General features: G+C 33.4%; 23 protein-coding genes. All 23 read right to left on the minus strand.

Annotated elements, in window-relative coordinates; genetic code table 11:
• Positions 1 to 3: 3 nt before the first annotated feature.
• The gene (locus Q0800_RS13135; protein WP_299130555.1) at positions 4 to 1083 is read right to left on the minus strand and encodes a glycosyltransferase family 4 protein; all 1080 of its coding nucleotides are present in this window, start codon (positions 1081 to 1083) and stop codon (positions 4 to 6) included.
• The gene (locus tag Q0800_RS13140) at positions 1080 to 2222 is read right to left on the minus strand and encodes a glycosyltransferase family 4 protein (RefSeq protein ID WP_299130558.1); all 1143 of its coding nucleotides are present in this window, start codon (positions 2220 to 2222) and stop codon (positions 1080 to 1082) included. Before Q0800_RS13140 ends, Q0800_RS13135 begins: the two co-directional genes overlap by 4 nt.
• A 7-nt stretch (positions 2223 to 2229) precedes the next feature.
• On the minus strand, positions 2230 to 3381 hold the full coding sequence (locus Q0800_RS13145) for a glycosyltransferase family 4 protein (protein ID WP_299130561.1): 1152 nt from the start codon (positions 3379 to 3381) through the stop codon (positions 2230 to 2232).
• Positions 3381 to 4769: a hypothetical protein gene (locus tag Q0800_RS13150; protein ID WP_299130564.1), complete on the minus strand. Its 1389-nt coding sequence runs from the start codon at positions 4767 to 4769 to the stop codon at positions 3381 to 3383. Before Q0800_RS13150 ends, Q0800_RS13145 begins: the two co-directional genes overlap by 1 nt.
• The gene (neuC, locus tag Q0800_RS13155; protein WP_299130567.1) at positions 4759 to 5880 is read right to left on the minus strand and encodes a UDP-N-acetylglucosamine 2-epimerase; all 1122 of its coding nucleotides are present in this window, start codon (positions 5878 to 5880) and stop codon (positions 4759 to 4761) included. The genes Q0800_RS13150 and neuC overlap by 11 nt, the downstream gene beginning before the upstream one ends.
• Positions 5881 to 5896: 16 nt before the next feature.
• Positions 5897 to 6943, minus strand: coding sequence for an N-acetylneuraminate synthase family protein (locus Q0800_RS13160; RefSeq protein WP_299130570.1), 1047 nt, complete (start codon positions 6941 to 6943; stop codon positions 5897 to 5899).
• Entirely contained in the window at positions 6933 to 7604 is a 672-nt protein-coding gene (locus Q0800_RS13165) for an acylneuraminate cytidylyltransferase family protein (RefSeq protein ID WP_299130573.1), read from the minus strand. The genes Q0800_RS13160 and Q0800_RS13165 overlap by 11 nt, the downstream gene beginning before the upstream one ends.
• On the minus strand, positions 7604 to 8587 hold the full coding sequence (locus Q0800_RS13170; protein ID WP_299130576.1) for a glycosyltransferase family 2 protein: 984 nt from the start codon (positions 8585 to 8587) through the stop codon (positions 7604 to 7606). Before Q0800_RS13170 ends, Q0800_RS13165 begins: the two co-directional genes overlap by 1 nt.
• Before the next feature lie 8 nt (positions 8588 to 8595).
• The gene (locus Q0800_RS13175) at positions 8596 to 9729 is read right to left on the minus strand and encodes a glycosyltransferase family 4 protein (protein WP_299130579.1); all 1134 of its coding nucleotides are present in this window, start codon (positions 9727 to 9729) and stop codon (positions 8596 to 8598) included.
• A 32-nt stretch (positions 9730 to 9761) separates the two neighbouring features.
• Entirely contained in the window at positions 9762 to 10940 is a 1179-nt protein-coding gene (locus Q0800_RS13180) for a glycosyltransferase (protein WP_299130582.1), read from the minus strand.
• Positions 10937 to 11776 (minus strand): glycosyltransferase family 2 protein, encoded by an 840-nt coding sequence (locus Q0800_RS13185; RefSeq protein WP_299130585.1) that lies wholly within the window; start codon positions 11774 to 11776, stop codon positions 10937 to 10939. Before Q0800_RS13185 ends, Q0800_RS13180 begins: the two co-directional genes overlap by 4 nt.
• Positions 11777 to 11789: 13 nt before the next feature.
• Positions 11790 to 13058 carry a glycosyltransferase gene (locus Q0800_RS13190; protein ID WP_299130586.1) on the minus strand — a complete coding sequence of 423 codons (1269 nt, stop codon included), beginning with the start codon at positions 13056 to 13058 and terminating at the stop codon, positions 11790 to 11792.
• Positions 13059 to 13066: 8 nt separating this feature from the next.
• Positions 13067 to 13819: a polysaccharide pyruvyl transferase family protein gene (locus Q0800_RS13195; protein WP_299130589.1), complete on the minus strand. Its 753-nt coding sequence runs from the start codon at positions 13817 to 13819 to the stop codon at positions 13067 to 13069.
• Between the two features lie 12 nt (positions 13820 to 13831).
• A complete protein-coding gene (locus Q0800_RS13200; protein ID WP_299130592.1) occupies positions 13832 to 15238 on the minus strand; it encodes a radical SAM protein in 1407 nt (468 codons plus the stop codon).
• 43 nt (positions 15239 to 15281) lie between these two features.
• A complete protein-coding gene (locus tag Q0800_RS13205) occupies positions 15282 to 16073 on the minus strand; it encodes a hypothetical protein (protein WP_299130595.1) in 792 nt (263 codons plus the stop codon).
• Between the two features lie 13 nt (positions 16074 to 16086).
• Positions 16087 to 17109, minus strand: coding sequence for a glycosyltransferase family 2 protein (locus tag Q0800_RS13210; protein ID WP_299130598.1), 1023 nt, complete (start codon positions 17107 to 17109; stop codon positions 16087 to 16089).
• Positions 17110 to 18339: a glycosyltransferase gene (locus tag Q0800_RS13215; RefSeq protein WP_299130601.1), complete on the minus strand. Its 1230-nt coding sequence runs from the start codon at positions 18337 to 18339 to the stop codon at positions 17110 to 17112.
• Complete coding sequence (locus Q0800_RS13220; RefSeq protein WP_299130603.1) at positions 18332 to 19303, minus strand: glycosyltransferase family 2 protein; 972 nt, start codon at positions 19301 to 19303, stop codon at positions 18332 to 18334. The genes Q0800_RS13215 and Q0800_RS13220 overlap by 8 nt, the downstream gene beginning before the upstream one ends.
• Positions 19304 to 19305: 2 nt before the next feature.
• A complete protein-coding gene (locus Q0800_RS13225; RefSeq protein WP_299130606.1) occupies positions 19306 to 20010 on the minus strand; it encodes a class I SAM-dependent methyltransferase in 705 nt (234 codons plus the stop codon).
• Complete coding sequence (locus Q0800_RS13230; RefSeq protein ID WP_299130608.1) at positions 20003 to 21331, minus strand: ABC transporter ATP-binding protein; 1329 nt, start codon at positions 21329 to 21331, stop codon at positions 20003 to 20005. The genes Q0800_RS13225 and Q0800_RS13230 overlap by 8 nt, the downstream gene beginning before the upstream one ends.
• Positions 21331 to 22203: an ABC transporter permease gene (locus tag Q0800_RS13235; RefSeq protein ID WP_299130610.1), complete on the minus strand. Its 873-nt coding sequence runs from the start codon at positions 22201 to 22203 to the stop codon at positions 21331 to 21333. The genes Q0800_RS13230 and Q0800_RS13235 overlap by 1 nt, the downstream gene beginning before the upstream one ends.
• Before the next feature lie 284 nt (positions 22204 to 22487).
• Positions 22488 to 23465, minus strand: coding sequence for an SDR family oxidoreductase (locus tag Q0800_RS13240; RefSeq protein WP_299130612.1), 978 nt, complete (start codon positions 23463 to 23465; stop codon positions 22488 to 22490).
• A 27-nt stretch (positions 23466 to 23492) separates the two neighbouring features.
• The coding region (locus tag Q0800_RS13245) for a nucleotide sugar dehydrogenase (RefSeq protein WP_299130614.1) at positions 23493 to 24611 on the minus strand (1119 nt) is incomplete at its 5' end.

The raw sequence follows: 24611 nt of genomic DNA on the forward strand, positions 1-24611 counted from the left end.
TGTTTATAGTAGTTTTTGATAGATTTCTACAACATCATTTAATATTGATGTTTCAGAATAAACGTCCTCTACTCTTTTATTAAAATGTTTTGCACAAGATAATCTATAATCATCATCCTTAATGTATCGTAGTATAGCTTTTGCAAAATTTTCCACATCACCAGATGCTATTAATTGTCCTAAATTTTCATTATTTATGACATCTCCACAACTCCCAACGTTAGTAACTATTACTGGTAGCTTGGCAAAACCATATTCTAACAACGCTAATGGTAACCCTTCAGATTTTGAAGATAAAACACCTATTTGACATTGCTGCATAATATTTAGAATATCGTTACGGCTGTCATAAAAATAAACATGTTTAGAAAGTCCTAAGTCGTCAATCTTCTGAAAATACCGATGAGAATACGCATCTTTAAAATCTTTACCAACGCAATGTAAAGACCACTCAGGAAATTTTTGATGCACCAACTTAAAAGCCTCTAACAGCAAAAGATGATCCTTTTGAGACCTCAGGTTTGCGAGGCATAATATCCGTTTTCCCTTATAACCTTTTAGTTTTGTTACCTCTGATTTATTAGTTACCAAGACCGGAAAGTTTCTAATAAACTCAACATTATTGCAATGTAAATTATCTTTAGACCATAGCTTTAAGGTTGTATTTACACTAAAAATATAAGAGAAAAACCTAGAGCAAAATCTTAGCACGCGCTTTGGTCTTTTAGCTACGGTTTCACTTTTACCGTAATGATCGTGCCAAATAATTTTAACTGATGGTACTACAATTTTAACTATGGTACTTATAAAAAAAGATGAGGAATGTGCATGTATAATATCTATTTGATGCTGCTTAATATACCTACGCAATTTTAAAATAGCAACACCATCTAATTTAGCCGTCTTTTTAAGAAAAAGATAACCCACGTCTTTATCAATAGTATTGACTAACGAGCCTTCTGCTCTTGTTGTACATAGATGAGATGCAATGCCTAATTTAGCCAATCCATTAGCATAATTTACAGCCAGTCGTTCGGCACCACCTGCCTCTAAGGCATCTATTATTTGAATAACTTTTATCATTTGGCCTCTAAAAGTAGATTAATATCAGCCTCAAAACGCTCGAGTGTGTAGTGTTGTGACCAATTTTGAGCGTTTTTTGCCATAGCATTTAAATATAAATCTCCTTTAGACACTTCACTTAAAATAGTACTTGTGGCACTCTCAACTTGTGGCTCAATAAAAATACCTCTTTCGCCTTCTCCTAACATCCAAGGTACACAAGACACAGGTGTTGCAATTGGTATTGCCCCAAAAAACATACCTTCGGCTAAGGCTTTTGGCCAACCCTCGCTCACGGACGGCAAAATTACAAAATGAGCACTTTTTAAATGGTCTTTAATCTCAGTAATTGCAACATTACCGTGCAACTTAGTTGCTTTAGATAACGCATTTTGTGTAGTGTAATTTTTAAGGTCATTAAACAGGATACCATCACCGAAAAAATGTAACTCAACAGCTTTATCGTGTTTCTTTAAAGCCTCTATAATTTGAAGTGCAAGCAGTGGTCGTTTTCCCTTAACTAAACTACCTAAAAAGATAAATTTTAAGGTGGCCGTATAAACTTTTGGTTTATAAGCTACCTTTTCAGAATTACTAAAGGTTGCCGTGCTAAAAGGCATAACGTTTTTAGACTGATTGAACCATTTACCATAGACTAAAATTTTACAATTCTTAGTTAAAATTGTAGTACTAAAGAGCCATTTTTGAAATCGATAGCCCAAAGGCTGCTGACTTTTTGGATCCCAATTACCTGCATATTTAACAGTTTTAGGTTTTTTAGGAAAAAAGATTTGCATTAGTCCTGCCAATGCAGCAACATTACTTGGGCATCTAAAATGTAAATGATCTGCTTGTTTCATCACCTTAGCTATCTTTAATAAAAGTGCTGGCATCACTAGTATAAGCTTTAAGATACTAGCTAAGGATTTTATATTAAAACTAGGCACTTCAACTAAGGTTATGTGTTTATGATTATACTTAGTGTCAATGGCTTCTGGTTGTGCTTTAGATCTAAAAGGTGCTACAATAATGACCTTAGCAAAATGTTGTGTCCAAATATTCATTTCTCTAACATAAGGTCCATATCCATAGTAGGCCTCTGTACTTTTTTTATGCTGAACAAGTGTAAATATGGCTAATGTTTTTTTAGTGTTTCCCAATGATTACTTAGTTTAACAAGCGCTTATAAAAAGACACATTAGCATTCATTAATTTATTAGAATCAAAATGATCTAATACGTAGTGTTGACCTGCCGCAGCAATCAATGCACTTTGGTCCTTATGCTCTAGAGCCCAAATAATTTTCTCTGCAATATCATCAATTTCATAAGGGTTACAGAGCAAACCTGTTTTTTGATGTGAAATGGTTTCGGGTCCTGGTCCTAACTCCGAAAAAACAACCAGCTTACCCATGGCCATGGCCTCTGGTGCAACTAAACCCTGTGTTTCCATTAATGAAGGAAATACACATACCTCAGCTGAAGCATAGTGTTTTGCAAGTTTTTCTAAAGGAACCGAACCCATAAAATGAATTTTAGTATGGTCTACTTGTAATTGTGGAATGACCTCATTTTTAATATAGTCAATATATGATTTTCCGTTATTATGAACCCAATCTCTTCCAAAAAGATATAAATTGACCTCTGGTTTCTGCTCTAAAACGTTTTCCATTGCTCTCACCAGCTGTTCTACACCTTTCTTTTCGCATATTGTACCAGCAAAAAGTAAACTATTGGGTATAATTTTAATCTCATTTTTGGGTTTAAAAACCGCTAGATTTATGGCGTTTTTAATTACCGCAATTGGTTTATTATGATAGCTTAGATATTTAGATGTATGCGATTTAACATATTTAGAAACCGCTATAAATGCATCTGTTTTTTTAAATGATCGCTTTTCTTGAAATCCTTTCCATTTATTAATGCCTCTTTGCTCAGATTCTGCGAAAAAGTGATGCCCACCATGCAATCTTATAACATATTTTACTGCTTTTATTTTTGAAATAAATGCTAAACCAAGCTCCGTAGTTTCAATAATATCAATTGCAGTTTTAGCATGTATCTGTCTTAATTTAGCGCTTATAGCCTTAGAATTAAAATACCAAGTTAGTCCTTTTATGCGCTTAGGCCTTAGTCTAAAAACAACGATGCCTTTATCATTCTCAACGTCCTCACCATTGGTATAATTATTTATGCCTAAAACAGTGACTTTATGACCTGCATTAACCAAATCGGTTGCAAAAGTTTTTACAAACGTCCCTACACCTCCATGAGGATAACCTGCTTTAGGATATTCGTTTGTAATAAAACATATATGCATTATACTATAGTTTTTGCAATGTTAGCAGCGCTCTCATCTAAAGGGTACTGCACTACTTTTTTCATCCATTCTAACTTATCTTCTGCTATTTCGTTAGGATTATTTAAAGCGGCATTAACAACGGTTTTTATTTCAGATTTATCATTAATCCATCCAACGGCATCGAGGCCATTCATACTTCTAAAATGTTGAAATTTATAAATCATTTCTGTACTCCAATCTGGGTCTACAGAAGGATTATAATTGAGGTATAAACAGGGTTTATTATGCGTCGTAAAATCGTGTGCCATGGTACTTCCTAAATTAATCACCAATTCACAATGTTTTACCAAATTAACCTGAAGGTCTATGTCGCTATATAACGGAAAGTAACCAGACCAACCTGTGTTGGTTTCAATATTCCAATTAGGATCAATTTTAATTACAAAACCTTCATGTTTTGCTAAAACGGCATCATAGCGATCCGAAAAATCTACAGGACAGCGTCTAAAGATAATTTGAATGTTATGCCGTTTATCAGCTAAAGCCTCAACAACATCTTTAAAAAACAAGGCATCATAAGGTGACGTTATTAGGTCATCACCACTAAAACATATCCATTTTTTTGCAGGATCTAATCCATATTTATCTGCAAAAATTGCTCTGGATACCATACGTTTTTCGTCTAAATAAAACTCAAATTGCGGTGTGCCAACTTTTTTAATAGCCTCATTAGGAATTTCAGGATAATAGATTTTCATTTCTTCTTCCATCCACTGCGACCAAACTAAGTACAGATCTGTTTTAACAGAAAGTCTGGCTTTTGGTAAGTTATCCCACGAAAATATAGCGGTAGCTGTTTTAATATTTAATTGCTGAGCAGCTAAACAAATTGGCATTAAACCTGCCACACGCTGATGCGTTATAAAAATGGAGGTTGGTTGTGCTTCTTTTAAATCTTTTACCGCACTAGCAATTACGTTTTGAGAAATATTTGCTCTACTTTTTGCTTCGTATTTTAAAATTTTTTGATAATTACCCGAAATAAAACCACCTAACAATTCTGCTAATCGATATAAAATTTTGATTTTAAGACTATACTTTGGTCGCCGCCAATTGGCTAGGATCGTTTCATTTTGCTGAAGTTTTGCATTATGTCTTAATCTTGCATAAGTTGTAGCTTCTCTATATAAACGTGTTTTAAAATTTTCGGGTTTAAAGTTTATGTTTTTGTACCTAAAATTTATATTATGAAGTGTTTTAACGTCACCAAAGGCGTCTTCTGGTAAAGGCGACCATATACTAATATCACAGTCTTCTTTTAGGTATTTAATGAGGTTAGAATAGAGATAATTCTTTATTCCCACACCATCTGGTACTACAAACAACACGTGCTTTTTAGAAGGCATCTTTAAACTGTTTCTGATGATTTATAGCCCAAAGTGTTGAGGATTCTAAACTCTCAATAAATAAGGCTGCACTATTCCCCTTACCAAAACTATTGGTTTTAGTAAACTCTGTATTTATGGCACTTTCAACAGCTTTTACAATTGCATCAACTTTACTTTCTATATTTATAATTTGTAGCGCATTCGCTCTATTGTTTTGGCGGTTACCAACATTTATAGTTGGCACACCGTAGTAAGGTGCTTCTCTTACACCTGCACTACTATTGCCAATCATAAATTCGGCATTTTTGAGTAATGTTAAAAAATACTCAAACCTTACGGATGGAAACACTTTAAACCTTGGATTATTCTCAAACTTCTTATAAGCTTCTAGGATGTATTTACTGCCTAAATCGTTATTAGGATAAATAACTACATAATTCTTTTTGCTGGCAATTAATCCGTCTACAAAGGCATTCGCCATCTCCGCAATAGTATCTATTTCTGTGGTTACAGGATGGTACATGGCTAAACCATAAGCTTCAAAATCTATTTGGTAATAAGACTTAACCTCTTCTAAGCTTGGTAGATTGTTAGAAAACATAATATCTACATCTGGTGATCCTATGGTAAAAATAGTATCATCTAACTCTCCCATTTGTACTAAACGTCTTTTAGCCTCGTCATTAGAGGTATAATGTACATGACTTAATTTTGAAACCGAATGCCTTATTAATTCATCAATAGTCCCAGAGAGTTCTCCACCTTCAATATGCGCTACAAGTATATTATTTAAACTCCCAACTATGGCACCTGCAAGTGCCTCTACTCTATCTCCATGTACAACAATTAGATCTGGTTTAATATCTTTTACATACTTTGAAAATCCGTTGATGGTTTTAGCCAAAGTGAGATCCATGGTAGCTTCGTCTGTATGGTTATGAAAGGTTTCCAAATTTTTAAAACCACAACGCTCAACCTCAATTAATGTATAGCCATATTCCTCCATAAGATGCATGCCTGTAACAAACAAATAGGGTTCAAAACTTTGATGACTTTCAACACGTTGTACAAGTGCTTTGATTTTTCCAAAATCTGCTCTTGTCCCTGTGAGAAAAACAATTTTACGCATACTTTAAGTTTAGCTATTATTTAAAATCACTATAATCTAACTGTTCACCTTCTTCAATATCCTTAAGGGCTACTTTTCCGAGGACATCATTAAAATATTCGGCTAATATTTTACCGGTACCTGGTCGTTTTACCCAAATATTATCCATGGTTAATTCGTCTCCTGCTTTTATATTTTTAATACTGCAAACCGTTGCAAAGGCAAAGTCTATAGTTACTTTTTCTTCTTTTGCTGGTGCTTTTGTACCACCACGCATAGACCATACCTCTTGGCTACTGTTTACTAAATCCTTGCACGCCTTCTTATCCATACTACACACAATATCTGGCCCTTTACGACCCATGTGATCCGTAAAATGACGTTCTAAAATGGAAGCTCCCAAAGCTACAGCACCAAGGCATGCATTGTTATTTAGGGTGTGATCGCTTAAACCAAAGACATGATCTGGAAATGCCTCGTGCAACTCCATCATGGCTCCAAAACGTACCAAATGTGATGGTGTTGGGTAAAGATTGGTGGTGTGCAATAAAGCTAATGGTGTATTATGGGATTTAAAAACGTTTACCGCCTTACGAACGCTTTCAATAGTATTCATACCTGTACTCATAATCACAGGTTTGCCAAATTGTGCTATATGATCTAATAACGGATAATTATTACATTCGCCAGAGCCTATTTTATACGCAGGCACATCAAAGGATTTTAATCGTTCTGCAGCAGCTCTAGAAAATGGTGTAGAAATAAAAATCATGCCTTTACTTTCCACATAATTCTTTAATTCTAGCTCATCTGCTTCATTAAGGGCACAGCGTTCCATAATATCGTAAATAGACACATCTGCATTGCCAGGAATGACGCTTTTTGCAGCTTTACTCATTTCGTCTTCAACAATATGGGTTTGGTGTTTTACCATTTCGGCTCCTGCTCTATGTGCCGCATCTACCATTTCCTTTGCTACGGCCAAGGAACCTTCATGATTTATACCTATTTCTGCAATGACCAAAGGTGGAAAATCTTGCCCGATCTTTCTACCTGAAATTTCTATATATGGGTTAGCCTTCATGGTGTGTTTTTAAAATATATTCTGCGTACTCAAAATCTTCAATTGTGTCAATATCTACCGAAGCAAATTTATGATTTACTATAAATGTCAATGAGGCTTCATTAAATATTATTTCTTTTTTTATCAACGATGCTTTTGTAATATAAAGTAGTCCGTTTTCAAAATACAAGGGTTCTAAATCCTGACTGCGTTGACCAATGGCGTAATTAAAAGGCTGAAACGTGTTCCCTTCAATCTTTCCTAATTTTTTATGATCCCGAGTAACTGTAAAAAGGCTATCTACCTTGTTATCTAAATATGCTTTAAAAGCTTCATCTAATAATAGTTTTGGTCGTAACGGATTGGTTGGTTGTAGAAGAATTACAGTTTCGATAGTGTTCTCTAAAACCGATAAAACGTGTTTCATCCCTGTAACTGTATGTTCTAAATCACCACTTAGCTCAGCTGGTCTGTTTATAACCTTTGCACCTAATTGTTCCGCTGTTTCTTTTATTACAAGATCATCTGTAGAAACATATACCTCATCAATTATAGCAGAATTTGCTAGGGCATATTCTATAGAATACGAAATCAATGGCTTGCCATTTAGCGACTTTATATTCTTACCTGGCAAACGTTTTGATCCTCCTCTAGCTGGTATTATGGCTATTGTCTTACCCATTATTTTTTAGGATATAATAGATTAAATAGTCTATGGACGATCCGTTTCTTTAATCTAAACCAAGATTTACTTGGTTTTTTTGCTGAAAAATTTGGCAGATCTAATCTTGCTTTTACCGAAGTATCTAATGCTGACATTTCACTATTTGCTCCCTGAACTTTTCGCATCCAATCCTCTACCGTATTGCCCATGTGATATGCAAAATTATTATAGGTAGCCAAACGCATTCCGCCAGAACGGTTAATCGGCTCATCACAATATAAAAATTCTGAATTATTACCTACTAGTATCAATGAGGATTCCTTTGGTACGGTTGAAAAAAACAACTCACGCCTCATGCTTAAAATTTGATGCCCGCTTCCTACAATGGCTTTGATTCCGTTAAACGCTATCACTGGCCATTTTTTATTTTTATCCGTATCTAATTGCCAATGAAAACTATCTAAATATCTGTTATGATCCTCAAAATTTTCTGGGATAGATTGGTATTTAAATTTCACCTGTTTTTTAAGAATTCTGCTTAAGGTTGAGGCTGTTTCGTAATTTTTAAAATTACGACAAGGTATAGGAGACACGGATGCCACACCTTTTATATTTACAAATAGCTTTTCAGTTTCCTCTTGCCAACCTTGCTTAAAGAGGATATCTACATCAGAAAGCGTAATTATAGGCTCTCTACTTCCTCTGGCAGCGCCAATTAAAGCATCAATTTTACCTATGTTTTTTTTATGGTGAATTACCGTATCAATGTCGTTAGCACTCAGTTTTTGGTCTAAAAATTCTGATACGGCTTCACAAGACGCATTGTTAACTACAGTTATGGCACAATTAGTATTTGTAGTTATTATTGCAGAATTTAAACATAGTTTAAACACTTCTAAAACATCTTTGTAATACCCTTCTAATGACGGAATAAAAACAACAATTATCAATCGATGCTGAAACTCTAGCTCAATTTTTTTTGATTGTTTTTGTGGATTCATACCTACTCTCATAGCTCATCTCGCATTAGCCAATGCTTTGCGTCGTCAATGGCGTTATTAATCTTAGAGCTCCAAACGTCTAAACTGTACAAGTCTCTTGGTAACTTGCTGTAATATGGATTTTCCTTAGTTTTAAGTTGAGATATGGCTAATTGCATTTCATCTACCCAATACGCTACTATATTTGGATATTCTACAACTCTACCGTAATCCCCGTTACCAAGTACTTCCTTTATACTGCCTTGGTTAGAGGCTATTACGTAGCATCCACAATGTAAGGCCTCTGCCAAAACAATTCCGAACCCTTCTTTCCATAAGGATGGAAATAGATAAACGTCTGATTGTTGATAATACTTTGGTAATAAATGATTCTCTACACGACCTACAACCAACACACCTTCTTGATTAATTTCTCTGTTAATACCAACAATAATCAGTCGGGCTGATTTATTTTCTTTATAAACTTTAGCAAAGGCATCTAATACAATATGTAAGCCCTTTTTTGGTCGGTCTTGTGAGCACCACATAAATACAAAATGATCTTTTTCTAAACCGATTTCCCTTCTAAAGTTGTGCTTTTCTTCAATAGAAATAGTATTGAATTTATGAACATCAATTGCGTTGTACATAATGCGAACCTTAAAAGGACAATCATCATAAAAGTTAAGATATTCCTTATATGCCAGATGCGAAAGAAAAAACAGTTCGTCTATGGCATATAAAAATGGTTTACTTTTCTTTTTACTTATAATTGGTGCAAACCCTTGGAAATAATATTGAATGAAGAAATTTTTTCGATCGTGTTTCTCGCTTAAAAAATTATGTATTGGGACAATAATTCCACTATTGTCTACAATTTGAATAACGTACTTTTTATTGGGCTTTATTATTTGATCTAAGGCTCCTTGATAATTGGCATATTTACTTTTTGAAGGTAGCTTGCCTTTTACTTTATCTACAACTGAGACTTTCCTTAAAAACTGATATGAAACACTTTTAAATCCATGATTAACCTCTGGACAGATAATATGGTCAAATGGATGTGCTTTTCCTTTTAGTAAATATTGATACATATTAGTCCAGCTCGCAATTTTAGGAAATGGAAGCGACAAATGTGATATTAAAATGACTTCTACGTTCATTAAACTAGAATGGAAATTTTCTAATTTGGGGCTTAGACAATTCTATCTTTATAAAAGCTAAAAATAGCACTTTTATATTGGTTTTTTAAGTGATTGATCTGATAGTTTTTTAGATACCTATTTCTATTGTTTTTTGAAACCGTTTTAATGGCTTCAGTGCTTAAAAGCTTAAGCTTTTGAATGGTTTTATTTAAGTCTTCGATTTTATTATCAAAAAAGAAATCGCTATTTGGAAGTCGCTCTGGCATAGCACCCGTTTTTGCAGAAACTATGACCATGCCGCAAGCCATAGCTTCCATACCTGTGAGTGGCCCTGCTTCACCTTCGTAATATGACACTATAAAACTATCGTTAGCTTTAAAACAATCTACCAGTTGATGATTAGGTACAAAACCTATAAAATTGATATTTTCATAAGAAGCGGCTCTTCTTTTTAATTGCTCTAGTGCACTACCTTTTCCTACTATATTTAAATGTAAATGTCTGTTTTCTTCTAATTTAAAAACATCGATCAAGACGTCTATATTTTTCTCGCTTTCTATTCTGGATATCGCTAAAAAGGTATTTATTCTATTCTTGTATGGTATTTTAAGGTATTCCTCCTCACTAAATGCACACTGGTCAATGAGCTGGTAATTGTGATTTTCTAAAAAATTCAATCGGTTTGCATTAGTTTCAGAATGGTGTAAAAATAGATCCACCGACTCCAGCCACTTTACACGGTGCTCAGTACTATAGGTATTAAGATTTGTAGTTCTAAATACAATCTGCTTATGTTTTAATTTGGAATATATAACAATTTCTTTCATAAAATTGCTCGAAATCTGAGCACACAAGACGATAATGTCATTCTTATCTATATAGTTTTCTAGAATTTTTTTTGATGCTCTTTTAAGTCCAAACTTCTTATTGAGCTTATTATGCAAATATTCAATTGATTTTTTCTTATTTCCATTTTTAAATGCAATCAATAAAGAAAATACTCTAAAAAGAAAGCTACGTTTGTAAAGTAGGTTATCGACACTTTCTACACTGACCGAATTTATAAAATCAAATAATTGAGAATCTTCTGTGCAATAACTCGTTGATAAAATACAAACCTTAGCGTTATCCTCAACGGCTTGTGCTATAAAACTAGTCTCAAGTTCTCGTCCGCCAAAATCTCCAAAAGGCCCTATGATTAATATGTTCCCAAAATACTCTTGGCTCATAAGCCTAACCGTTTTACGATCTTTAAAAACCGATGATTTATCATTAACATCAGCGTCGCTAATTTTCTGAAAAACGGACTATTGTCTATCACTTTTAAGTATTTAAATCGCTTAGAGGTTTGCTTAAAATGATTAAAAATATAGGTGTCATTATAATTACTGTAAACCGTTGGTAAATAGGATTTTAAAATTTTCCGTTTTTCATCTTCCACCAACTTAAAATTGTCTTCATTAGACGATATTCCGTCCATATTAAAAACGGTAATAGCTTCGTCTAATTTTTTATAGGATTCACCATTTAAGCCCAAACATTTTAGAAAAAATTCCCAATCTGAAGCTATTTTTAGCGACTCATTATAGGTACCATACTTGGTAAACATTGACTTTATAATAAAGGTTGAAGGGTGGGAAATTGTTTTTGAAACTAAATAGCTGAATGATAGTACTTCGGGATGTTCTCTTTTGGTGCGTTTATTATTATTTTCATAATACATAGTACCGCATAAAAACGAAATATCGGAATCAAAATAAGTGTTTACATTTTTTAAAACTTGGTCATTGTGTAAGTAATCACCACTATTTAAAAACAACAAATACTTGCCTTGTGCCATGGCAATCCCTTTATTCATGGCATTATAAATACCAGTATCTGGCTCACTGACCCAAACTAAATCTTTATAATTATAAGACTCAATAATTGTTTTACTTCCGTCTGAGGAATTACCATCAATAACAACATGCTCAAAATCTTGCCAAACTTGGTTTTTTACACTCTCTAAAGTAGTTTGCAAACCCTTGGCATCGTTATAGTTGATTGTTATTATTGAAAGACGCATGTATTATAAAGATTTAATTCAATATAGAATGAAATAAAGCAGCGTAGGCTTTAGATTGTAACGTAATATCATATTTATTTTTAGCGTTTTGGCTTATTTCCTTTCTATTAAATTGCTCTTTTTGCGCTAAAAAATCCATTATAGATGCTTTTAAAGCAGTGCTGCTAATGGATTTGGTTAAAAATCCGTTTTTACCATCTGTAATCATATCGGTAATACCTCCAACAGGAAAACCAATTACAGGTGTGCCGCAAAGCAAGGATTCTATGACAGTATTTGGCAAATTATCCATCAGTGAAGGAATAACAAAAACATCTGCCATTGCATAAGCTTTACTCATAGTTACTTCATCCTTAATCTCTCCAAGCTCCACTGTGGATTGGTTAGTTAAGGGTTGACCGTTAGTTTTACCTACAGCACAAAGTACAACATCTGTACGAGCTAAACTATGGAGTGCATGTTGTAAAAACGCATAGCCTTTTCTGCGATTGCTAATTGAATCTGCTATAAAAAGTAACACTGTTTTATCCTTTGGAATATTAAAATAGTTACGCAACTCTATTTTATCTCTTAGTTTAAATATATTACTATCTATTCCATTAGGTATAGTATATAGTGGATATTGTTTAAATATTGAATTGGCTTTAACCTCATTGGTCATCCAATTACAAAGCGTTACAATATGGAGATTATTACTATTTTGAAGTGCTAATTGCTTTGTCCTTAGTACATCTTCGGTGATACCATGATATGTCTTAGACAAGGTACGCTGTATTGGAAACCCTAAGGCATCCATACCTTGGATCGTTTCTTTATAATGCTCTCCGCCTGTAAAGGGATTCATATCGTGTAAGGTCCAAACTACAGGTTTTGTGTTTTTTTTAAAGAAGGATGCGTAGTCCATAAAATTAGCGACCCAATGAAGGTTAATAATATCTGCTTCTTTATAAAGTTGAGATTTGGTAATATCTAAATGAGAATCTGGGAAACTAAAAAACTCAAGACCTTTAGTGTAACGTTCTTCTAAAAATTTTTGACGTTCTGTTTTAGCTTTAGTTGGCAATATTCCTACTTTACGTAAACCATTACTAAATTTTTGTTTTAAACTTTTAAAGGTATTGGTTTTAACTTCACTAAACTGATATGTATTTGGTATCGTTGTAGAGTTATCTCGCAATACTACTTTAGAATCTATTCCCAAATCTAATAGACCATTATGCAAGCGTAAACAGGCTTTTGCAGCTCCACCTTTATCGTACGTATTTACTAGTAACACCTTCATTTTTATCGTTATTTAGAAGACATTAAATGTTCTACTGTTATTTTTTTATGAAAGGCGTTATTATCTTTTAAAAATGCATGTATCTTGCCTTTCATGGTGTAATCTATGGCTAAGAAATCTGTTTCTAGCGTATGCGCAAATAATACGGAATGAAAGCGCATACAGATATTGAGCTTAGATTTTTTCATTGCGGCAATAACCGTATCTACAGTAGATAGTTTTTTATCCATTATAACTCTTGGATCATCCTTAAAAAAGGTCTCCATAAAGTATCTCGAAAAGTCTCTATCGTCATTACCAACTACAAAATTATGCATGTGATGTAGTTCTATTCTGTTAGCATTACGTCGTTGGGCTTCTGTTTTAATTAATTGTGCTATACCAGCTTCTAATTTCTTCTTTTGAATTTTAAATTCATCTTGTGTGCCATTAAAGTAATGGAAAGTCCATTCTCTTAAGAAACAAGATATAACATTGTCTTTTTTTGGATTAATCGTTTGGCTTCGTTGCAACACTAAACCTTTTGCAGGGTCACCAAAAAGCTCTGCTTTAACTTTTAAACCATACTGATTGTAAGATGCAATACTGTTATTATCTCTTAACTTTACCTCATCTGCCAAGGTAAAGATGTCTTTTACGCAGTTTTGATACTTATCTTGTTTTAAAGGGCCAATACCACAACCAAAAACTGTGGTTTTAACACCGTGAGACTTCGCTACCTTAAAACCGATATAGGGCACATAAAGTTCTTCTATATCCATTAAAGGCCCTCCTCACATAACGATTTCATCTACACTTTTAGCATAGCGCAAAAAGTCTAGCGTTTTTGTAGAAACTATTTTTGCATCGATATCAAGTTCTTTAATGGTCCTTTCTGAAATAAAAGGATACAGACTACCGATAACAATATCGAGCCCATTAGTATATTTCGCTTTGTAATAATCAATTATTCCGCCCAGTATCGCTTTATCTCCTACAGTTTCAGTACCATACCAACCTACTATAAATACTGTATACTTTTTGGTATTTACTTTGCCTTTCTTTAGGACTCTAGATAAGCTTAACGCCTTGCCAGCACTATGTATATTCAGTATTTTAGAATTAAACACTTCCAAAAGTTCTTTTTTACGCTCTTGGTAAGTAATTGGCGCATGGTAATCGTGTATGCAATCCTTACAATTCTCTTTAAGAATACGCTCTTTTTCTTTAAAGTTAGACGTGTAAATCTCTTGTGCAGAAACCTCTGCAGCATTCCCTATTATTTTAGACTTTGGCGCACAATAGCTAACCTGACCTTTAGATCCTAAAACCACTCCATCATTATGGTAAGGACAACCTATTAAGCGTTGACCGCCATTAAGTACATTCTGTATGCTAGAATACGTACGTTTAAAAGTAGCGTTAGGCTCATAGGTTAGCTTTAATTTTTCAAAAAATAATAAAAGGTTATAACTTTCGTCTTCACTAAAATTTCTTATGACTTTACCTCTGTCTTGATTATAAAGTCTATTTATAGATTCTGCCACCCTAAACCTACCGTACATATTATGTTTTTTAGCATAATACAATAACTCATCTGCATCCCAAGCATTTATTTTAGAAATGGTACAACCAAATGCCGTTGGTATTTTTAATTCATCTTTTAAGTATTTAAACACATTTATAGCAGTTTCAAAATTACCTTTTACACCTCTAACCTGGTTATGCACTTTACCCACTCCATCGATTGAGATCATGGCCGAAAACGGAATATGATATTGATCGCAAATTTCCTTTATTACTTTTATTCTTTGTATAACATCATTTTCTTCAATGGCATTAGTTATAATACTTAACCCTCTAAGTGTTGGTACTGCTTTTATAATACTCTCATAAACCTGGGGTAAATCCTCTCTTAGCGTTGGCTCACCACCAGTAACACCGACATATTTTAACTCAGAAAACAATGGATCTGATAAAATTTCTACGAGTTGATTTGGCGTAATCTCTAGAGTTTCTTTTTGCTTCCAAATATTACACATAGTGCATTTAGAATTACAGCTATCTATTATATTTAGATTTAGTACGCTTGGCTTAGCATTAGGATTTATACCTATAGTTTTTTTTAGTCCATAGAGCTCCCTACCTAAACGATATACCGATCTAATCTTCTTTAAGTTTGCGTAAATTAAGGCTTTCATATAAGGGCAAAGGTATTATGAAACTAACGAAAAATAGTCTATGTTATAAATCTATTTCTTTCTTATCAAAAGCATCGAAATAAGAATTTGGATCTGCATTAAAAATTTTGAAATTACGATTATTATTTAAATTTTTAAAGGATTCAAAAAGCTTATAGGTTTTATAAAAACTATATAACCGTTCTTTAGATTGTCTACCTTTAAAGGCCAATGTATCTCTAATAACTCCTGATTCTTTAAGGTAATATTCTAATGATGGCTCATCATGGCTATAAAAATGTAAATAGCCTTCTGTGTTTTGCCAATTATGATCTATACCTAATAAATTTAATTCCTCTAAGCCAATGTAATAGCCTAATTGAATAGCAATCATAGGTATTGTGGTTGGTGATATAATTCGTTTTGTAAAATCAATGGGTAACTCACCACCATAGGCATAAGGATAAACGTCTCTTGCTTTAAAAATCTGCTTTGCTAACTCAAAATCCTTAATCTCTACCATAATTATTGTTTGTTTAGGCAATTTTAGTTCTGCACGTTTAAACCAATTCCTAAACACCTCTTCCGTTATAGGCGAGTGCGATGCTGCAAACACATGTATTTGAGGATTAATAATTTTAATGTCCTTATGCTCATGAAAATTTCCCATTGAAATTACCAAACTCTTTTTATCTAATTTGGTTAAATCTAATTGATTAATAGAGGGAGCAGAACCCAAAATATAACCTGTAGAATACGAACTAAATAAATGTTCTAACACTTTATTTTGTGGAAAGAGAATATCTCTACCAAGTATTGCGTTTATCTTTTTTTTTAGTCTTTTGAGGTAGGTCATTTTAATATTTTAATTAAACAGGCTTGGTGTAAGATCTGTGATCGTATTGTGGGTAATAAAATAATTTATACCCTTTATTAAAAAATAATAAACCAATAACACCCAAACATAATTTTAGAGTGGTTTTAAGACCTACTTTAGAATTTGTAGCATAACCAAGTAATTGGTCTGCATACTGGCGCATTATAATTAATCGTCCACTAAAACCTTTTACCAATGTACTTAAATTATAATAATTAACGGCTTGCCTGTATAGAATATACTGCATTAATTTTGGTGTGTTAGGTGGTTGATTTTGCTGTATTATGTAATACGCTTTATCAAAAAATCGAAAGATAGAATGGTTTGCCTTTAAAGACGCTTTATAATTATTAGTAATACTGCTCCCATCTTTTCGTCTATAAAATAAGCCTGTTTTAATATATTTATACTGCGGGTTATAGCAGAGCATTCTTAAATGAAAATCCCACTCTTGCGCTCTATGCATCTGCGCATCAAACAGGTCTTTATTATCTAAAAAGTTTTTTCTCCAAAGTATAGAATTGGTTATAAAGTAGAGACCGTGTAATATATAATCTTCAATATAATTCTTAGATTGAAATATTAAAGGTTTAACCGGTTTGTAATTGCTATCCATAGAAGGCGTTTCATCAGTAAATTGAAAATAGAGACAACTACTAAAATCTAGGGTACTATCTTCATTTAATTGTGTAACGTGTTGCTCCAAAAAATTGGGACACATCACATCATCACTATCAAACCAATTTACAAACTCACCCTTAGCAATCTTATAACCGTAGTTACGACAAGTATTTGCTCCTTTTGGCAAATCGGCTGGCCTTTTATAAAACTGAATCCTGCTATCCTTTGCTATAAAATCGCTAAGCAATGATACTGTACCGTCTAAACTACCATCATCTACAACAATACACTCCCAATTGGTATAGGATTGACTAATGATACTATTTAAGGTTTCATAGATCACATGCGCTCTATTAAAAGTTGGGATAATAATGGATACCAAGCCTTGTTCCATCTATTTATACTGTTTTATCATTTTATCACTTTGTTTTTGGCTATTAAATCTGTCTTCTACAAAACACTTAGCCGCATAACCCATGTCATTAATCAACTCTAAATTATCTATAAATTTTTCAATAGAATTGGCCATGTCTTTAACATTCTTTTCCTCTACTAAATATCCTGTTTTGTTATGTGTTATGGAATCTCCGATCCCTCCAGAATTAAATGCTACTACAGGCAAGCCTGTAGCTTGCGCTTCTGCTATTACCAACCCTTGCCCCTCTGCTCTGCCTAATGTATCTGTTATAGATGTCATTAAAAAGACATGACTCTGTAATAAAACCTCGGCAATTTCTGCTTGCGTACCACTCCCTTTTAAATGAATATGGTTTTGGTAACCCGAGTGGTGAATTTTAGTTTTAATATCTTCAAAATCATCACCATGCCCTATAATCGTATATTTGATATTGTACCCTTTTTGTAGTAATAAAATTACGGCGTCTATACCATAAGCTTGCCCTTTTAACTCTATTAATCTGCCAACGGTTACAATATGTAATTCTGAATTATATTCTCGTTTACGATATGGAAATTTGCTAACGTCTACACCAACGGCGTTAACTAATAGTTTATGCTCTGGCGCATTCAATTTTAATAAATTAGCATATAAATAGTTTGAGCTCGTCACTATGAGCTTTGAGCGTTTAAAAACATCTTTAAAATAGGTTTGTAATTCTTTCCTATTCTCTTCAACTGAAAACGTATCATAACCATAGAATGAGGTTATAATATCTCCCTTTATAGCTCCTATGTCTTTCATATCTGCTAATACCTTTCCACTAACACCAAAATGCCCATGAAAGATTTCATGTTTTTGATATTTTAGAAATACGGAAGCCTGAAACCAAAGCTTTAAAGTTTTGGCTTTGAGCCCATATTTTTGTTGATTTAAAGTGTTTAAAAAAACTTTATAATTACTAAGATTATTCAGTAATAAACCTAACGCTTTTAATACTCTTAAAACTTTATGCTTTGGCATTTTAGGATTAAAGCAATGTGCAACGTCATATAAACCATAAGAATTTATAAGATTTTTTTGAGAAGCTTTATCTATAGTATGTAAGGTATTTACCAAAATAATTGACTTTAAACCTTTGCGCTCACATTCAATGATATGATTAATGATAAACGTTTCGGATCGAGACGGAAATACGTCTAACACATGGACAATAGTATTATACATCCATTTCTGATGTTAAATAATGACTCCCTTTTTCTTGATTTTTTAGTCTACTCAATTGAGATGAGGTATACAATTCATCATAAGTCCTATATTCCTTTAAGGCACCAAAAACAGCTTTAAATTTCAGTGTAATTAGTGCTACAAGTACAGTCTTTAAAACTTGACGTTTATTATATTTTAGTTTTACTTCCCAATTAGACAGATTTACATCTGCGTATTTAATTTTATTACGATAATTAAATTTATAGAAATAATCTTTAGAATATCGCTCTACAGGCTCGTAGACACGGTATTTAGTGTCATGGCACACATAAGCTTTTGGTAAAACACCGATTTTATAACCGTGATATCGTACACGCTGAGCATAATTAACATCTTCTCCTAGGTGAAAAAATATAGGATCAAAACCACCAACGACTTCAAAGGTTTTTCTAGGTATAAACCAACATGCCGCAGCAATAAATGGTACATTGTAGACTGCGCGAAGCGTTTTACCCAATACAGCGTCTGAATAGAATGATTTATTGCTATCATAGCTCATATAATTTGAAAATGACGCTTCTAAATACGCACCAGACCAATCACAGTGCACAGGGCTAACAATACCATAATCCGTATGATTAGATAAAAAATCTAAGAGTTGTGGTATAGACCCTTTCGCCATTTTAGCATCCTGATTTAATAACAGAACATGAGCTGCCCCATGGTTTAGCGCATAACTAATGCCTAGGTTATTACCTTTTCCAAAACCTAAGTTTTCCTGCTGTGGTAATAAAATAACATCCTTATAATTTTTTGCTATAAAATTAACCGTATCGTCAGATGAGCAATTATCTACAACGACAACAGTTGTTGCGCTATACACAGAATCTAAACAGTCCTTAAGCCATTGTAAGCCGTTATATGAAACGATTACAGTAAACACGTTATCTTTATAAGATTTGTTTGGCTCAGGCGATTGCATCTCTAAGATTCTATTGTATTATAAATCTGATCTACTGGTTTTAGGTTTATTAGACTCGTATCTGCCATAAGCGTGTCGTAAGACATGGCATCAACTTTATTAAATATAGCTTCATCAATACTAAAATCATCCACGTTACCAACAACACGGATATAACCTAAACCATAATCCGAATCAAAAACACATACTTTGAGGGCATTGCCATATTTTTCTTTGAGATAGACTATAGTTTTCCAGACATCTCCTGTCCATTCTCCCGTCCAGCCTTCTAATTTCATAGCTATAGCTTCCTTAAAGGAATTAGCAAATATTGATGCCGCTTTGTTGGGTGGTAAACAATCGTGCATTATTATAACACCATCATTAGACAAATACTTTAATGAATTAAGAACATCTAACAAACTTGCTTTAAATGTATGCAAGCCATCTACAAAAACCAATTGCGGTTTAAAGCGTTGTACTAGCGATGCTTTTTTTTCAAAAAAATCATCGCTAGTAAGCTCTGCATAGGTATTAAATAGGTTATTAAAATCCTTGTAAATCCATTTTAGTTTTCGTTTCAATGGAATATTAAATTGTGGATCTACAGCGACTTTTCGCTTACATTTAATTGGAAAAAAGGATTGCCCCTTATAAGTACCAATCTCTAAGTATCTAGTAATTTTTTTTTTATTGATTATTGATTGAATCAATTCTACTCTATTCATCTGTAAATTTTTTATCCATAATTTTTATATTCCAATCTAGCATTGGTCGCATTAGACCTGGCCATTTTCCTATATAAGGTCCTCTTACACCTTCACCTTTGGTTGAATCATAAATTTCAAATGTTATTAAATCTTGCTCTATAAGATGAATGAGCTCAGGGTTGTAATTACCAACGGCAATTAATATACTAAAGGATCCTTCGGCTAGTAAATTTCCCGGAATTTTACAAGTTGAAGAAAATATAGCATTTGTTTTTTTATGTTTTTCAATCCAATCGTCTGCAACAAATTCATTAGATGCAAATAAGGTTTGCTTCCTATCGTTTAGAATATGAAAAATCGCAGTATTATTATTGGTATCATTACTATCAAAATATTCTATCGTTAAATAAATATTCTCAGTAATATTAAACCTATTTCGCAATTTACCACTTTGATCCTTTAGTGCTACGGATTTTAACCTAGCATATTGGTTTCCGGGTGCAGTTTCTATATTATTCCAAGTGACTAAAGGTTCTCTTTTTTCGAAGTTTTGTAAATAAAAACTAATAGCATCAGAAGTTTCGCCATTGTATGCGACTTTACCGTTTATTAGTACAATGGTTCTGTCCGTTAATTTTTCAATAGCATTCATGTCATGACTAACAAATAAAACGGTTCTACCATCGCTATTAGAAATATCTTTCATTTTACCAATAGCTTTCTTTTGAAATTCGGCATCTCCCACGGCTAAAACTTCATCGACAATGAGGATATCTGGTTCTAAATGTGCAGCAACGGCAAAGGCCAAGCGTACTTTCATACCCGAACTGTAGCGCTTAACTGGTGTGTCTATATATCGTAAACAACCCGAAAAATCTATGATTTCCTCGATTTTACTACCAATTTCGGCTTTGGTCATTCCTAGAATTGCGCCGTTGAGATAAATGTTTTCTCGTCCTGTCATCTCAGGATGAAATCCTGTACCTACTTCTAATAAAGATGCTATACGTCCTTTGGTTTTGATCTCACCAATACTTGGTGATGTTACTCTAGAAAGTATTTTTAATAATGTGGATTTACCTGCTCCATTTTTGCCTATAATACCGAGAACTTCACCTTTTTTAACATTAAACGATATATCCTGCAAAGCCCAAACGTATTGAGAAGCGGCTTTGCCTTTTCTATCATTTTCTTCTCCAACCTTTAAATAGGGATCACCTTTACCTCTTATTTTACTCCACCATCTATTGAGATCATGACTTAATGTACCTGTACCCACTAGTCCTAAGCGATACTGCTTACCAACCTTATTTAATTGTAAAATAATCTCAGCACTCATTAGATGGTATCTATAAAGTTTTTCTCAGTTTTATTAAACACAACCAAACCTATTAAAAAAATGAATAAGCTAAAAATTAGGGCATATCCTATCTTAGTTAAGTCTAATTGACCTACACCAAAAACCATTGTTCTAAATGATTCTATGATTATGGCAATTGGATTGTATTCTATAAGCCAATAATAATTTGGTAGTTCTTTTTTAAAAAATGACATTGGATACATTACAGCCGAACCGTACATTAAAAGTTGTACACCAAACTGAATTAAAAATGTAAGGTCTCTATATTTGGTGGTCATTGAAGAAATAATCATACCGAAACCTAATCCTAATAAGGCCATCATAATAACTAGAGACGGCAATAATAACAGATTAGCTTGGGGATTTATATTATAACTAGGATTTGCAAACCAAACAAAATACAAGTAAAAGGCAACAAATATTAATACCTGTATCCCAAACTTTAAAAGATTAGACACTACCACAGACATAGGCATAATAACACGCGGAAAATATACCTTACCAAAAATATTCTCATTCTTTTTAAAGGTATCGCTAGTACCAACTAAACATTCTTTAAAATAGTTCCACGAGGTTATACCTGCAAGATTAAATAAAAAATTAGGCACCCCATCCGTCACAGGAATATTAGCCAAATTATTAAATATAAGTGTAAAAATTAATGATGTAAATAAGGGCTGTATAATATACCACAAAGGGCCTAATATGGTTTGCTTGTAAAGCGTGATGATATCTCTTTTTACAAACAAGAACAAAAGATCTCGATACCTCCAAATCTCAGAAAAATTAAAATCTATTAATTTCTTTTTTGCAGAAATAACATAAAGCCACTTATCTTCAGCTGTTTTCAACCTTTTTAATTTATTAGGCTAATATAACAAATGAAATATAGGTAATAATGTTAAAATCTATGCTTTTTATTCAATTGATTTTAACAATTTTTAATACGCAATTATCAGGGTTAAAAAAGAAAAGAGGCTGTATAAAAAGTCAGTAAAACTAAAATCTGTCACATTGAGCGTAGTCGAAATGCTTCGAAAATCAAAATTTTAAATTTCTTGTCTGCACTCTAAATGACAACTAATAATACTTTTCAGAAAGCCTCTCTTATTTATTAAGGATGTGAGACATTTATTTAATTAAAATAATCCCAAGTTAGTTTAAGCCCTTCTCTAACGGTATACTGTGGTTTATAACCCAATAGCCTTTCTGCTTTTGAAATGTCTGCTAAAGAATCTCTAACATCTCCTTGCCTAGGTGGTCCGTAAACGGCTTTTAGATCTGAGTCTGCGGCAATTCTTAAGGAATCCCAAAGGTAATTTACAGAGATACGTTCTCCACAAGCCACGTTAAAAACTTCATTAGCAGCATCTTTTGACGCAAAAAAGCCTTTTACATTAGCCTGTACTGCATTATCGACAAAAGTAAAATCTCTAGTTTGCTCACCATCACCATTTATCTTTGAAGGCTTATTATCTTTTAAGGCTTGCATAAAAAGTGGAATCACGGCCGCATAAGCACCATTTGGACTTTGTTTTGGCCCAAATACATTAAAATAACGTAACCCAATAACATCAGTTCCGTAGGTTTTACCAAAAACGTCAGCATACAATTCGTTGACGTATTTAGTTACTGCGTATGGAGACAAAGGCTTACCTATTGTATCTTCAACTTTTGGTAAGGATTTACTATCACCATAAGTAGAACTTGATGCTGCATACGTCATTCGTTTTACCGATGGACTATCCTTAACAGCAATTAGCATATTTAAAAATCCAGAAATATTAACTTCATTTGAAGTTGCTGGGTCATTTATTGAACGTGGTACTGAGCCTAAAGCCGCTTGGTGAGAGACATAGTCTATGCCTTCCATTGCTCTTTTACAAGTGTCTAAATCTCGTATATCTCCTTCCATTAATTCAAAAGAAGGATGATCCATAAATTCAGTAAGATTTTCGCGATAACCATTAGAAAAGTCATCTAAAACTCTAACTTTTTTAGCGCCATATTTTAGTAAATATTCAACAATATTAGAACCTATAAAACCAGCTCCTCCTGTTATTAAAAACGCTAATTGCGATAAATCCTCTGTATGGTATTTATTATTATACATAATATGTTTGATTTGGGTTATTAACACTTATAAACGAGCGTCTACAGCATCTAATGGTAATAAGGATTTAACATCAAAAATTACACAATTATCGGATTTAAATTTTTCTATTGACACCTCTAAAAACTCGTTATGAGATACTGCTAAAATAATGGCATCATAATCCGATTTTAATTCTGCTTTATCCGATTTTAAATCTAAGTCGTATTCATGCTTTACTTCATCTTTAGAAGCCCATGGATCGTAAACATCTACATTAACATGGTAAGACTTAAGTTCTTCAATAATATCTATAACTCTAGAGTTTCTAATATCTGGGCAGTTTTCTTTAAAGGTAATCCCTAAGACTAAGGCATTAGATCCTTTAATTGTTGCGCCTTTATTAATCATCATCTTTACTGTCTCGGTTGCGACGTAGCTTCCCATACTGTCATTCATCTTACGACCAGCCAATATAATTTCTGGATTATAACCAGACTCTATAGCTTTTTGAGCTAAGTAATATGGATCTACACCAATACAATGACCGCCAACTAACCCAGGTGAAAATTTTAAGAAGTTCCACTTGGTACCAGCCGCTTCTAAAACCGCTTTGGTATCTATACCAAGTAGCCTAAAGATTTTGGACAGCTCATTAACAAACGCAATATTAATATCGCGTTGCGAATTTTCAATAACCTTAGCTGCCTCAGCCACCTTGATTGAAGGCGCCAAATGCGTACCAGCTGTAATTACCTTTTTGTAAAGCTGATCTATTCTTTCAGCAATCTCTGGTGTTGAACCAGAAGTTACTTTTAATATTTTAGTAACTGTATGTTTTTTATCTCCCGGATTAATTCGTTCTGGCGAATACCCAGCGTAAAAGTCTTTATTAAACGTTAATCCTGATACCTTCTCTAAAACTGGGATACAAATATCTTCTGTAGCTCCTGGATATACCGTAGACTCATAAATAACAATATCGTCATTTTTTAGAACTTTCCCTACGGTTTCACTTGCCTTAATAAGCGGCGTAAAAACAGGGCGTTTAAGCTCGTCAGTTGGTGTTGGTACAGTTACTATATATACGTTTGTTACAGCTAATGCATCTACATTATCTGTAATATACAGTCCTGTATCGGCATTTAAATCAGACGTTAAAACTGA

The sequence above is a fragment of the uncultured Winogradskyella sp. genome, from assembly GCF_937958655.1.
Lineage (GTDB): Bacteria > Bacteroidota > Bacteroidia > Flavobacteriales > Flavobacteriaceae > Winogradskyella.